The sequence below is a fragment of the Streptomyces sp. NPDC048664 genome, assembly GCF_040650555.1.
Lineage (GTDB): Bacteria > Actinomycetota > Actinomycetes > Streptomycetales > Streptomycetaceae > Streptomyces.
Genome location: NZ_JBEZHK010000028.1, coordinates 54,753 through 68,322 on the forward strand (window position 1 = coordinate 54,753; position 13,570 = coordinate 68,322).

General features: G+C 72.1%; 11 protein-coding genes and 1 tRNA gene. 3 read left to right on the top strand and 9 right to left on the bottom strand.

The window, feature by feature from the left end:
* Positions 1-70: 70 nt before the first annotated feature.
* A complete protein-coding gene (locus tag AB0C59_RS26530; protein WP_363008806.1) occupies positions 71-1,765 on the top strand; it encodes a protein kinase in 1,695 nt (564 codons plus the stop codon).
* Between the two features lie 10 nt (positions 1,766-1,775).
* Here AB0C59_RS26530 and AB0C59_RS26535 read toward each other — a convergent pair whose 3' ends face one another.
* Positions 1,776-3,257, bottom strand: a complete 1,482-nt coding sequence (locus tag AB0C59_RS26535) for a hypothetical protein (protein WP_363008808.1) — start codon at positions 3,255-3,257, stop codon at positions 1,776-1,778.
* A gap of 203 nt (positions 3,258-3,460) precedes the next feature.
* Entirely contained in the window at positions 3,461-3,589 is a 129-nt protein-coding gene (locus AB0C59_RS26540; RefSeq protein WP_010467770.1) for a DLW-39 family protein, read from the bottom strand.
* A 336-nt stretch (positions 3,590-3,925) separates the two neighbouring features.
* Here AB0C59_RS26540 and AB0C59_RS26545 point away from each other — a divergent pair, with 336 nt between their 5' ends.
* Entirely contained in the window at positions 3,926-4,390 is a 465-nt protein-coding gene (locus AB0C59_RS26545; RefSeq protein WP_363008811.1) for a DUF6344 domain-containing protein, read from the top strand.
* Positions 4,391-4,770: 380 nt separating this feature from the next.
* A complete protein-coding gene (locus tag AB0C59_RS26550; protein WP_363008813.1) occupies positions 4,771-5,442 on the top strand; it encodes a hypothetical protein in 672 nt (223 codons plus the stop codon).
* A gap of 18 nt (positions 5,443-5,460) precedes the next feature.
* Here AB0C59_RS26550 and AB0C59_RS26555 read toward each other — a convergent pair whose 3' ends face one another.
* The 7 genes from AB0C59_RS26555 to recF all read right to left on the bottom strand — a co-directional run bounded on the left by AB0C59_RS26555 (position 5,461) and on the right by recF (position 13,534).
* The gene (locus AB0C59_RS26555) at positions 5,461-5,751 is read right to left on the bottom strand and encodes a hypothetical protein (protein ID WP_363008815.1); all 291 of its coding nucleotides are present in this window, start codon (positions 5,749-5,751) and stop codon (positions 5,461-5,463) included.
* Positions 5,752-5,865: 114 nt separating this feature from the next.
* A tRNA-Ile gene (locus tag AB0C59_RS26560) sits at positions 5,866-5,942 on the bottom strand.
* A 99-nt stretch (positions 5,943-6,041) separates the two neighbouring features.
* Complete coding sequence (locus tag AB0C59_RS26565; protein WP_363008817.1) at positions 6,042-6,737, bottom strand: DUF3566 domain-containing protein; 696 nt, start codon at positions 6,735-6,737, stop codon at positions 6,042-6,044.
* An 18-nt stretch (positions 6,738-6,755) separates the two neighbouring features.
* On the bottom strand, positions 6,756-9,359 hold the full coding sequence (gene gyrA, locus AB0C59_RS26570; RefSeq protein WP_363008819.1) for a DNA gyrase subunit A: 2,604 nt from the start codon (positions 9,357-9,359) through the stop codon (positions 6,756-6,758).
* Positions 9,360-9,401: 42 nt separating this feature from the next.
* Entirely contained in the window at positions 9,402-11,489 is a 2,088-nt protein-coding gene (gene gyrB / locus AB0C59_RS26575) for a DNA topoisomerase (ATP-hydrolyzing) subunit B (RefSeq protein ID WP_363008821.1), read from the bottom strand.
* 381 nt (positions 11,490-11,870) lie between these two features.
* Entirely contained in the window at positions 11,871-12,416 is a 546-nt protein-coding gene (locus AB0C59_RS26580) for a DciA family protein (RefSeq protein WP_363008823.1), read from the bottom strand.
* A complete protein-coding gene (gene recF, locus AB0C59_RS26585; RefSeq protein ID WP_363008825.1) occupies positions 12,413-13,534 on the bottom strand; it encodes a DNA replication/repair protein RecF in 1,122 nt (373 codons plus the stop codon). Before recF ends, AB0C59_RS26580 begins: the two co-directional genes overlap by 4 nt.
* Positions 13,535-13,570: the final 36 nt, after the last annotated feature.

Sequence of the window (13,570 nt, forward strand, 5' to 3'; positions counted from 1 at the left end):
CGGGGACTCTCGCGCCGGGGGATGCGCGGGAGTCCTGACCGCCGTACGCAAGGGGGAGCGACGTACGACCATGGGTGAGGTCTTCGCCGGACGGTACGAACTGGTCGATCCCATCGGGCGCGGGGGAGTCGGTGAGGTGTGGCGCGCCTGGGACCACCGCAGACGGCGGTACGTGGCGGCCAAGGTCCTCCAGCAGAGCGACGCCCACACGCTGTTGAGGTTCGTGCGCGAGCAGGCTCTGCGGATCGACCACCCTCATGTGCTCGCGCCCGCGAGCTGGGCGGCTGACGACGACAAGGTCCTGTTCACCATGGACATCGTCGCCGGGGGCTCGCTGGTCCATCTCGTCCAGGACTACGGCCCGCTGCCGCCGGCCGTCGTGTGCACCCTGCTGGACCAGCTGCTGTCCGGGCTCGCCGCCGTGCACGCGGAGGGCGTGGTGCACCGTGACGTCAAGCCCGCCAACGTGCTCCTCGACGCCACCGGCACCGCCCGGCCGCGCCTGCGGCTGTCGGACTTCGGCATCGCCATGCGCCTGGGCGAGCCGCGGCTGACGGAGGCCGACTACGTGGTGGGCACGCCCGGCTATCTGGCTCCCGAGCAACTGTCGGGCGCCGAGCCCGACTTCGCCGCCGACCTGTTCGCCGTCGGGCTGGTCGCGCTGTATCTGCTCCAGGGCGCGAAGCCGGACACCAGGGCCCTGATCGAGCGCTTCGAGGCGGGCGGCACACCGGGGGCGCCGCAGGGCGTGCCCGATCCGCTGTGGGAGGTCGTGGCGGCCCTGCTGCAACCGGATCCCACCGCCCGGTTCCGCAGCGCCACGGGCGCGCGCAAGGCCCTCGCGACGGCGCGGGAGCTGGTGCCCGAGCCGGACGGCGACGGCGAGCAGCTGGAGGTGTTCGACCAGCTCGGACCGCTCCCGGAGGGGTTCGGACCCGAGGGGCCGCTGCGCGTTCCGCCGGCCGTCGCGGGCCCTGCCCCGCACCGGGCCCCGGGCCAGGCGCCGTGGACGGCCCCGAAAGGCTCGCCGGCCGCCGGGGCACACGAGGTCCGGCCCCCGGACGGCACACCGTCCCCGGCGCCGGGAGGAGCCGGGACACCGGGAGGAGTCGGGACGCCGGGAGGAGTCGGGACGCCGGGAGCGCCGTACCCGGGCGGCTCCTGGACATGGGCGGGCGGTGGACCGCCGCGCCCCGCGACCGGTCCGGTGCCGCCGCCGCCCACGCGCGCGCCCCTGACGTCCGGCACCGGCCGGTCGCCGTCCCACGGCACGGCGGTCCCGCCCGCCTCGCCCCCGCCCACCCCCGTGCCCTTCGTCGTACCGCCCAGGCCCCCGTCCGATCCGACACCGCCGCCCCGGCGAGCACCCGACCCGTCGGACAGCGGGGGCTTCCCCCTGCCACCGCCGGCACGTGAGGCGGTCCACGCCGCGCCGCGAACGCCTCGGGCCGTGCCCGGCTCCCCCACGCCTCCGGCCCCCGCGTCTCCCGTGCAGGCGCCGCACCCGGGGCACGCGTACCTGCCGACGGCCGGTCAGCCGGCGGCCCCGGTCCCGGCTCCGGCCCCCGTCGAGCCGCGCTCCGCCCACGCGTACGCCGCCGTGTCCCCCCACACGCCCACCCGGCCGCGCCCGGCCGTGCGGCACGCACGGCGGCCCGCCGTGCGTCCGGGTCCCCCGGCGAGGGTCGCCGTACCGGTCCTGCTGCTCGCCCTGGTGTGCTTCGCGGTGGGATTCTGGGCGCTGGCCCACAGCGGACGCGGCTGAGGCGGAGGGCTCAGCCGGCGCGTCCGCGCGAGGGCCGTGCGGCCCATCCGCCGCGCGCCCGCCGACGCGCGAGCGCCGTCCACAGCCCGAGCCACAGGACCAGGACCGCGCCGGTGCCGAGACCGCCCGCGGCGACCAGTTCCATGGCACGGCCGCTCCCCCCGGCCGCCTCCCCCCGGCCGGCCGCGGTCGCCCCGTCGCCGCGCCGCCGCGTGTCCGTGCTCGGCACCGCGGACGTCCCCTCGCCGGCGCCGATCCTCTCCCCCGGCCGCGGCGCGGCCGCCTCCCGGTCGGCGGCGGTGACCTCGAAGACGCCGCCGGGCACCGGGCGTCCGGCGTACGACGGCGGGGAGGCCGGCGTCCCGCTCACCCGCACCCGCAGCGTCAGCCCGAAGGGGCCGTCGCCGAACCTGTCCGCGACGGGCGTGCCGAGGTGCACCGCGAGGTAGTACCAGCCCCCGAACCGCATCGCGCCGACGCGGTCGCTGACGGAGTGGCGGTTGGCGTAGGCGACGGGGGGCAGCGGCCCGAGCACGGCGGAGGCCTGGGCGCCGCCGTATCCGGCTCCGGCGTCCTCGACGTGGGCGCGCACCGGGTTGTACAGGGACACGGCCAGGGCCGTGCCCACATAGCCGGCGCCGCCGGCGCCGGTGGAGCTGCCGAGCTCGGCGGTGGCGGAGATCCGCTGGCCCCAGTCGACGGGGACCTTGTAGAAGAGGGTCTGCCCGGGTTCGATCGCGTCCCGCCACACCCCCTGCCCCAGGGCGCTCGCCGCGGCGAAGCCGGCGCCGCCCGGCCGCTCACGGGCCTCTCCCTGTACGGGCGCGGGGCTCGCGGAGTCCCAGGCCCCCGGCGGGCTCGTCGCCCCGGCCTGCCGTGGGGCCGGTTCGGACACATAGCCGAGCTCCAGGTCCCAGTCGCCGGAGGCGGACGGGGAAGCGGCCGTGGCACGCCGTTCCACCACGACGTAGTACGTCCCCGCGTCCGCGCAGCCGTAGGTGCCCGGGCCGGTCTGGCGGGCGGCGGAGGCGACGAGGGGATGGGGGCTCTGGGTGGGGCCGACGTAGGCGACCCCGGTGGAGCAGGTGATGCCGTCGGCGTCCTGGACGGACACCTTGATCCCGTCGGAGGAGGTGACCCGCGCGCCCGCGCCGGGCACGGCCGTCACGGAGGCGTAGGCGTTCACGGCGGAGTCGAGCTCCAGGCGGTAGTAGCGCCTGCCCTCGGCGGGCAGCGAGCTGCGATAGGAGTGCCCGGCGTCCAGGCGCGCCGCGCCGGTGGTGCCCGGGGAGCCCTGGACCGTGCGCGCGTCGCGGTCGAAGGCGTACGGCGGCGGCGCGGCCGGTGCCGGACGCGCCGGGACTCCTCCGGCGGCCGCCGTGAGCGCGGTCAGTGCCGTGAGCGCCGCGGTCACGCACAGGACCAGAGCCGTGCGCCCCGGTGTGCGGGCGGATCCGGGCGCCCGCCAGCGCGCCCCCGTGCGCCTGCCCATCACGCGCCCCCTCGCCGTCACCCGCAGCCCGGACCGGACGGCCATCCTGCCTCGCGCACCCCGCCCGTACCCGCGATTTCCGTACAAGCGGCCGAAACGATGCCCGCGTGAGCCCCGCACCGGCCTCGCGCACCCCCGTGCAACACAAAACCCCGACCGCGTCGGCGGCCGGGGCTTGCTCCGAATCTGTTTCTACGGGACTCTCACGAACCCGCGGGCACGGAGTCGGTCGCCTCCGTCCACAGATCCTGCTCGGCGCGATCCGCCTGGATCTGGCGGTACACGAGGAGCCCGCCGATGGCGGCCAGTGCGACCAGGAGAAGCTTCTTCACCGCGCGACCTCGTCTTTCGTTGACGTAGGGGACCTCTGGCGCCCGACTATACACACCGATCGATATCGATCGGTGACCTGCGTCGGACCTCAACTCGGCTCTGTGACAACGCAGTACGAAGGGTGACCGACATCGTCACCATGAGGCGATCACCCCTCACGGAAAGTGACATCTGCCGCTCGCGCCCCGGTTTCGCAACTTTCCGGACCTCTTGCGTCCATACGAGTGGTGTTCATCCGAAGATCGCGGCGCCACGGGCGTCGGTCCACCACTTCCGCGCCTCCTTACACATCATGAGGAAAGTACGCAAATCGCCCGACCCGAATGTGAGGGGATATGGCCCTGAACAAGGTCTCGACGCTCTGGAACGCGGTCGTCACCGCCTTCCTGGCCCTGTGCACCGCGCTCGGACTCATCACCACGACCGCCGGCACGCAGGTAACCCAGCCGGATCCGGAGCGCAACAGCGGCCGACCCGAGCCGAAGCCCGAGCCGGCCCCGGAGCCGGAGCTGGCCGGCGGGCCGCCCCCTCCGGAGCGCGACGGCCCCCCTCGCACGACGGTGACCCTCCCGACGCAGTCACGAAGGACCTGGGCCCACGATCGGGCACTGCCCCCCACGATGCGACAACGCATCAGCGCCGAGGCGCACGGCTCCTCCCCGGCGGCCCGCTCGCACCAGCCCGCACCGGGCATCCCGGCACCCGCGGCCCCCTCGACCCCCCTCGCCCGCTCCGCCCTCAGGCCCCGCGCCGACCCGACGGCCCCGCACCTCGAACCGGGCGCACGGCTCGCCCACTGACTCCACTGACTCTCCGAGCAGAACCAGCAGGACCCGCAGGACCCCTCTTCTTCTCAGCACCACCGTGCCCCACCCGGGGCACACCCGGATCCACCAGGGGCGATTCCGCGTACACCGCTCCCAGCCGAACGGCCCGGCACCTGCCCTCCAGGTGCCGGGCCCTCGGCGTCGCCCACGGCGGCCCGGAGTCCCAGGAGTTGCCGGCGGCCCCACCCCGTCACGCGCTGATCGGTGCGACGGGCCCCGTCCGCCACCTGACCGCGACGGCTGCTCCGGCTCCCCTGGCGGCGTCGACCTGGAGGGCGGCCCGCACGGCGATGGGCCGCTGAACGGAGCCAATTCCCTGGTGACCGCGCGCCGCGCACGGGATGATCCCTCCCATGACAAGAGCGGCGGGACCGGGCGGCGACCACGAGTGGACGGAGGTCCTGGCCTGGGCCCAGGGCCTCGTCTCACCCGACCCCGCCGAACGCGCCGCCGCCCACGCCCGCCAGGACAGGGCCCGCGAGGAGCGGTGGGCCTCGATCGACCGGCTGCGGTCAGGCCCGTTCCGCAGGCTGCGGTTCACGGCCCGGATGCGGGCCTGCCACAGGGCCTCCGGGCGCTGCCTGCCAGGGGCGCTGTGGAGCGGGGACGGCTACGACCGCGGGGGGATCGGCACCTGGCCGCGGCTGCCCCTCGCCCTGCTCTTCCTGGAGTGGGAGGCGCGCTTTCCCGAGGAGTGGACGCGGCACGCCAAGGCCTGGGGCACGAAGGAGTCCCTGATCCGCGCCCTGGCCGCCACCGACCACGACCACCGGCTGAGAGCCAGGCTGATCGACCTGGTCGAGCTGGCGGTCCGGCGGCCCTACCGGTGCAAGGACCGGGAGTACGTCCGCGTGGCCCGAGCGGTGGACGGCGCCGACCTCCGCGCCAGGCTCCACCGGGCCCAGCGCTCGGACGCCCCCGAGGCGCGCCGTCACGCGAGCTACGTCCTGTGGCTCCTGGACCACCCCGAAACCCCGAACACCCGCCACGTCTGGCGCACCTGGCTGACCGACGCCGACACCTGACGCCACTGGGCGAACTGCTCAGTCCCCGCCGCCGACATGACGAGCCCTGGCGTACGCTCCCGCCCGGATCTGAAGCACCGCACCGAGCACGACGAGCCCCAGGGCCATGGCGGAGACGACCAACCCCACTCCGGAGGGGACGCCGAGAACCCTGGCTCCGCCGTCCATGACGAAGCCGCCCCCCATCGCCGTCCGGCCCCACCCGGACCACCGCGACCGCGCGTGCGGAGGGCCTGCCCGACCGATCAGGGTCAACAGACCCACGACCACACCGAAGCAGCCGGCCCCCAGAGCGACCCACGCAGACATGGCGCCCCCCTCAACCCCTTGACCGAGGCCTGCGGCGCTCACCGTACAGGCTGCCACTGGTGTCGATCGCGGATGTCAAAAACCCCCGGCCGTGATGGACCGGGGGTTTTCCACTGGTGGGGCTAACAGGATTTGAACCTGTGGCCTCATCCTTATCAGGGATGCGCTCTAACCAACTGAGCTATAGCCCCGCCGCGCTCTGCGGTGTGTGTCCCGCGCGCTGACCCCTGAAGATTAGCGCACGAGGTGGGGAGTCCCAAAATCGATACCGGGAGCCCCACCGGCGGGCGCTACTCGTCCTCGGCCAGGGTCAGCTCGACGCCGCCCACGAAGCCCGCGGAGATGTTGTAGATGAACGCCCCGAGCGTGGCCAGGGCGGTCGCCAGGACCACGTCGATGACCGCGATGACGGTCGTGAACATCAGGACGTGCGGCAGGGACAGGAAGGACTGGAGGTCGAAGCCGTTGGACTCGTTCGACCCCGTGGCCTCCGAGATCGTGCCGCCGACCGTGGAGAAGACGCCCATCGCGTTCATGACCATCCACAGCACCGCCGACGCCACGATCGTGCAGACACCGAGCGCGATGGACAGCAGGAAGCTGACCTTCATCACGGACCACGGGTCCGCCTTCGCCACCCGCAGCCGGGCCTTGCGGACCCGGGGGGCGGTGCTCGCGCCGGTCCGCGGGCGGCGTACCGCGCCCGCCGGGGGCTGCGCCGGGTACGCCTGCGGCGGGTGGTAGGGGTCCGCGGGCCGCGGCGGGGCCTGGCGCTCGCCCGGCAGCGGGGAGGCGGCCGGCTCGTCCCCGGTGGCCGCGGGACGGGAGCCTGCCGCCTGCTGCCCGTTCTTCGGGCCACGGGTGTCCGTCACGGTCCCTCCCGGGGATCCCTGCGCCTCAGGGGAGTGCTCCGAGCCGGTGGCGGAGCCACGGCCGATGCCGTCCGATTCCGTGCCGGCCGGTCCGGCGCCCGTGGCTCCGCTCACGCTGACTCACTCCTCGTGCTACTCGGCCGAGGGCGCCTCACCCTCGTCCGTGCCGGTGGCCGTGGTGCCCTCGGCGGTCTCGTCCACGGGCTCATCGCCGTCGACCTCCTCCGCCTCGCGCCCCGCCTCGGCGTTACGGGCGATACCGACCACGGCATCGCGCTTGCCCAGGTTGATCAGTTGGACGCCCATGGTGTCACGGCCCGTCTCCCTGACCTCGTTGACCCGCGTGCGGATCACACCGCCGGACAGCGTGATGGCGAGGATCTCATCCGTCTCCTCGACCACCAGCGCGCCGACGAGCGAGCCGCGGTCCTCGACGATCTTGGCCGCCTTGATGCCGAGACCGCCGCGTCCCTGGACGCGGTACTCGTCGACGACGGTCCGCTTCGCGTACCCGCCGTCGGTGGCAGTGAACACGAACGTGCCCGGCCGTACAACATTCATCGAGAGAAGTTCGTCGCCCTCGCGGAAACTCATGCCCTTGACACCCGAGGTGGCACGGCCCATCGGGCGCAGCGAGTCGTCGGTCGCCGTGAAGCGGATGGACTGCGCCTTCCTGCTGATCAGCAGGAGATCGTCGTCGGGCGAGACCAGCTCGGCGCCGATCAGCTCGTCGTCCGACCCGTCCTCCATCTCGCGGAGGTTGATCGCGATGACGCCACCGGAGCGCGGCGAGTCGTAGTCCTTCAGGGGCGTCTTCTTGACCAGTCCGCCCTTGGTGGCGAGCACCAGGTACGGCGCCGCCTCGTAGTCGCGGATGGCGAGGATCTCGGCGATGGCCTCGTCCGGCTGGAAGGCGAGCAGGTTGGCGACGTGCTGGCCGCGGGCGTCCCGGCCGGCGTCGGGCAGCTCGTACGCCTTCGCCCGGTAGACGCGGCCCTTGTTGGTGAAGAACAGCAGCCAGTGGTGCGTGGTCGACACGAAGAAGTGGTCGACGATGTCGTCCTCCTTCAGCTTCGTGCCGCGCACCCCCTTGCCGCCGCGCTTCTGGGCCCGGTAGTCGTCGGTCTTCGTGCGCTTGACATAGCCGCCCCGGGAGACCGTGACGACGATGTCCTCCTCGGCGATGAGGTCCTCGATGGACATGTCGCCGTCGAAGGGGACGAGCTGGCTGCGGCGGTCGTCGCCGAACTTCTCGACGATCGCGGCGAGCTCCTCGCTGATGATGCCGCGCTGCCGCTCCGGCGAGGCGAGGATCGCGTTGTACTCGCGGATCCGCGCCTGCAGCTCGTCGTGCTCCTGGACGATCTTCTGCCGCTCCAGGGCCGCGAGGCGGCGCAGCTGCATCTCCAGGATGGCGTTCGCCTGGATCTCGTCGATCTCCAGAAGGCTGATCAGGCCCTCGCGCGCGATCTCGACGGTGTCGCTGCGCCGGATGAGCGCGATGACCTCGTCGATGGCGTCCAGGGCCTTCAGCAGGCCGCGCAGGATGTGCGCCCGCTCCTCGGCCTTGCGCAGCCTGAAGCGCGTACGGCGGACGACGACCTCGATCTGGTGCGTCACCCAGTGGCGGATGAACGCGTCCAGGGACAGGGTGCGCGGGACGCCGTCGACCAGCGCCAGCATGTTGGCGCCGAAGTTCGTCTGCAGGTCGGTGTGCTTGTACAGGTTGTTCAGGACGACCTTGGCGACCGCGTCCCGCTTGAGCACGATGACCAGGCGCTGTCCCGTGCGGGAGGAGGTCTCGTCGCGGACGTCGGCGATGCCGCCGATCTTGCCGTCCTTCACCAGGTCGGCGATCTTCTGCGCCAGGTTGTCCGGGTTGACCTGGTACGGCAGCTCCGTGACGACCAGGCACTGGCGGTTCTGGATCTCCTCGACCTCGACCACCGCGCGCATGGTGATCGAGCCGCGGCCCGTGCGGTACGCCTCCTCGATGCCCTTGCGGCCGACGACCAGGGCGCCGGTCGGGAAGTCGGGGCCCTTGATGCGCTCGATGAGGGCGTCGAGCAGCTCCTCGTGGGAGGCCTCCGGGTTCTCCAGGTACCACTGGGCGCCCGACGCGACCTCGCGCAGGTTGTGCGGCGGGATGTTGGTCGCCATGCCGACCGCGATGCCGGCCGAGCCGTTGATCAGCAGGTTCGGGAAGCGGGACGGGAGGACCGTCGGCTCCTGGGAGCGGCCGTCGTAGTTGTCCGTGAAGTCGACGGTGTCCTCGTCGATGTCGCGGACCATCTCCATGGACAGCGGCGCCATCTTGCACTCGGTGTAGCGCATGGCGGCGGCGGGGTCGTTGCCCGGGGAGCCGAAGTTGCCGTTGGAGTCGACCAGCGGCATCCGCATGGACCACGGCTGCGCGAGGCGGACCAGCGCGTCGTAGATGGAGGAGTCGCCGTGCGGGTGGTAGTTGCCCATGACGTCGCCGACGACGCGGGCGCACTTGTAGAAGCCCTTCTCGGGGCGGTAGCCGCCGTCGTACATCGCGTACAGGACACGGCGGTGCACGGGCTTGAGGCCGTCCCGCACGTCGGGCAGCGCACGCGAGACGATGACGGACATCGCGTAGTCGAGATACGAGCGCTGCATCTCCGTCTCGAGCCCGACGGGCTCGATCCGCAGGGTGGTGTCATCGCCTTCTTCGGGCGTCACAGGCGTCACGGGAGTGTTCTCGTCGGCCATTGCTGGTGAAGATCCTTCCTGGTGCGGTCAGCTGAGACCGACTCAGATGTCGAGGAAGCGGACGTCCTTGGCGTTGCGCTGGATGAACGCGCGGCGTGCCTCGACGTCCTCGCCCATCAGGACCGAGAAGAGGTCGTCGGCCTGGGCCGCGTCGTCGAGGGTCACCTGGCCGAGGACACGGTGGTCGATGTCCATGGTGGTGACGCGCAGTTCCTCGGCGTTCATCTCGCCCAGGCCCTTGAAGCGCTGCACGGAGTCGTCCTTGATCCGCTTGCCGCTCCGGCGGCCGAGGTCGATCAGGGCGTCGCGCTCGCGGTCGGAGTACGCGTACTCGAAGTCGTCCCGACCCCACTTGATCTTGTACAGCGGCGGGCGGGAGAGGAACACGTGCCCGGCCTCGACCAGCGGCCGCATGAAGCGGAACAGGAACGTCAGCAGCAGGGTGTTGATGTGCTGGCCGTCGACGTCGGCGTCCGCCATCAGGATGATCTTGTGATAGCGGAGCTTGGAGATGTCGAAGTCCTCGTGCACACCGGTGCCGAAGGCGGAGATCAGCGCCTGGATCTCCTGGTTCTGCAGGATCTTGTCGATCCGCGCCTTCTCGACGTTGAGGATCTTGCCGCGGATCGGGAGGATCGCCTGGTACTGCGGGTTGCGGCCGGACTTGGCCGAGCCGCCGGCGGAGTCACCCTCGACGATGAAGATCTCGCACTTGGTGGGGTCGTTCGACTGGCAGTCGGACAGCTTGCCCGGCAGCGACGCCGTCTCCAGCAGGCCCTTGCGGCGGGTGAGGTCGCGGGCCTTGCGGGCCGCCACGCGCGCGGTGGCCGCCTGGATGCCCTTGCGGATGATGTCCGTGGCCTCGTTCGGGTTGCGGTCGAGCCAGTCGTTGAGGTGCTCGTAGACCGCCCTCTGGACGAAGGTCTTCGCCTCGGTGTTGCCGAGCTTGGTCTTGGTCTGGCCCTCGAACTGCGGCTCGCTCAGCTTGACCGAGATGATCGCGGTCAGGCCCTCGCGGATGTCGTCACCGGTGAGGTTGTCGTCCTTCTCGCGCAGCAGCTTCTTGTCGCGCGCGTACTTGTTGATGAGCGAGGTCAGCGCCGCGCGGAAGCCCTCCTCGTGCGTGCCGCCCTCGTGGGTGTGGATGATGTTGGCGAAGGAGTACACGCCCTCGCTGTAGCCGCTGTTCCACTGCATCGCGACTTCGAGGGACAGGCTCTTGTCCCGGTCCTCGGCCTCCAGGCCGATCACGGAGGGGTGCACCGCCTCTCCCTTGCGGGAGTTGAGGTACTTCACGAAGTCGACGATGCCGCCCTCGTAGTGGTACGTGACGGTCTTGACCTCGGGGGTCTCGTCCGCGCCCGCCTCGTCCGCCTTGGCCGTGGCCTTCGCCGAGTCGCGCTCGTCGGTGAGCCGGATCGTCAGGCCCTTGTTGAGGAACGCCATCTCCTGGAAGCGCCGCGAGAGCGTCTCGAAGGAGTACTCGGTGGTCTCGAAGATGTCCGCGTCGGCCCAGAACGTGACCGTCGTGCCCGTCTCGTCCGTCGCCTCGTGCTGAGCCAGCGGGGCCGTGGGGACACCCAACTTGTAGTCCTGCGTCCAGCGGTGACCGTCGGTCCTGACCTCGACCGACACCTTGCTGGACAGGGCGTTCACCACGGAGACGCCGACACCGTGCAGACCGCCGGAGACCGCGTAGCCGCCGCCGCCGAACTTGCCGCCCGCGTGCAGCACGGTCAGCACGACCTCGAGGGCCGGCTTCCCCTCGGAGGGCACGATGCCCACCGGGATGCCGCGGCCGTTGTCCACGACGCGAACCCCGCCGTCGGCCAGGATCGTCACGTCGATGGTGTCCGCGTGCCCGGCCAGCGCCTCGTCGACGGAGTTGTCGACGACCTCGTACACCAGGTGGTGCAGACCGCGCTCACCGGTCGAGCCGATGTACATGCCGGGTCGCTTGCGTACCGCGTCCAGACCCTCAAGGACAGTGATGGCGCTCGCGTCGTACGACGCCGCGCCGACCTCGCCACTCGCTGCGGTGTCCACGCCGCTGAGGCCGGCGTCGGTGGACGGGATGTTCTCGTTGGGGTTGCCGGAATCGGCCACGAAGCGCCCTTTCTGGCACAGCACGAGCCAGGCTCTGGGGGTACCCCCGCTATGGGAGGTCGCCGGAGCGGCTGCGGCATGTTGCGTTGGTAAGCCTTGAAATCAGCGTTGCTCAGCTTTTCCCGGACGGTCCCCAGTCCTGGGGCGGGATTGTCTCCCAGTCTACCGGTAGCGCCGACAGTGATGGGGGTTTGCGGGCGCCTGAGTCCGCATGTGCCGCCCTCAACCGGTCTCACCCGACTCCCCATATATGGAACGGGGCTCCAAGAGGCTCTAAGAGGCATTCAGCGCTTTCGACTGTCAACCCTTGGCTACTGGGGAGTCGGGCCCGCGTTCACAACCGCACGCGGGTACGCCGAACAGGCCATCGGAGCCGTGCTCCGAGGCCTCGTGACGTGACGGACGTCACCCGTAGGTGTCACCGGGTCCCGTGCTGCCGGGGGCGCGCAAGGGGCCGTAGCGCTGGGGCGGGCCGCCGGGGCCCTGGACCTTGATCAGCCGGACGGTGCCGTGGCCGAGGTCCTCGTTGAGCCGCGCGACCAGCTGCGGCGCCAGCAGCCGCAGCTGTGTGGCCCAGGCCGTGGAGTCGCATCGCACGGTCAGGACGCGCTCGTCCTCGTCGTACCGCTCGGGCACGCAGTGCCCCGCGAGGCTGTCGCCGACGATCTGGGGCCAGCGGCCCATCACCCCGCCCACGGCGGCGGGGGTCTCCCAGCCGCGCTCGGTGATCAGCCGGTTGATGGCCGCGCCGAGCGCCATGGGGTCACGGCCGTCGGCACGGGCGCCGGAGCGCAGACCGCCCCGCCGCGCCTGCTTCTTCTGCTGTGCCGCGTCCCCGCGCGCGCGTGCCTGCTCCTTCGCGGCCCTGAGGGCCACGCGCGCGAGGTCCACGCCCGACGGCTCGGGGGTCTTGGCCCGTTCGGACCCGGGTGCGGGCCGGTCGGTGCTCACGCGCGCTCCACGGCGCCGTCGGACACGGCGTACCGCGTCCCCGTCAGGACATGCGGCACGTCGTCCTCGACCGCGGCGGTCACCAGGACCTGCTCGCCCGGCGCCACCAGTTCGGCCAGGCGTTCGCGGCGGCGGGTGTCCAGCTCGGCGAAGACGTCGTCCAGGACGAGCACCGGCTCGTTGCCCTCCGCGCGCAGCAGGTCGTACGACGCCAGGCGCAGCGCCAGCGCGTACGACCAGGACTCGCCGTGGGACGCGTATCCCTTGGCGGGCAGCCTGCCGAGGCTCAGCAGCAGATCGTCCCGGTGGGGTCCCACGAGGGTGACGCCGCGCTCGATCTCCTGCTTGCGGGACGCGGCGAGCGCCTCCATCAGCTGCTCGTGGAGGGCCTCGCGGGTGTGGCCCTCGCCGGGGGCGGACGACCTGTACTCCAGGGTGACGGGGCCGCCGCCGGGTGCCAGCTGCTCGTAGGCCTTGTCGGCGAGCGGCTGGAGGGCGGCGATCAGGTCGAGCCGCTGGGCGAGCAACTCGGCGCCGGCGCGGGCGAGATGCTGGTCCCAGATGTCGAGCGTCGACAGGTCCATGGTGCGCCCGCCGTGCCGGCGGGCCAGCGCGGCCGACTTGAGCAGGGTGTTGCGCTGCTTGAGGACCCGGTCGTAGTCGGAGCGGACCGACGCCATGCGGGGGGCGCGCGCGGTGATCAGCTCGTCCAGGAAGCGGCGCCGTTCGCCGGGGTCGCCCTTGACCAGGGTGAGGTCTTCCGGCGCGAACAGCACGGTCCGCACGATGCCGAGCACGTCCCTCGGCCTGACCTGCGAGGATCGGTTGATGCGGGCGCGGTTGGCCTTTCCGGGGTTCAGCTCCAGCTCGATCAGCTGCTGCCGGTCGCCCTGTCGGACCTGTGCGCGGACGACCGCGCGCTCGGCGCCCATGCGGACCAGGGGGGCGTCGGAGGAGACCCGGTGGCTGCCGAGCGTGGCCAGGTAGCCGACGGCCTCGACCAGGTTCGTCTTGCCCTGTCCGTTGGGGCCGACGAACGCGGTGACGCCCGGGTCGAGCGGGACCTCGGCCCGGGCGTACGAGCGGAAGTCGGCCAGCGAAAGATGCGTGACGTGCATGGTCGTTCGCCGGCCTCCCTCAGGCTGTGGACCGCG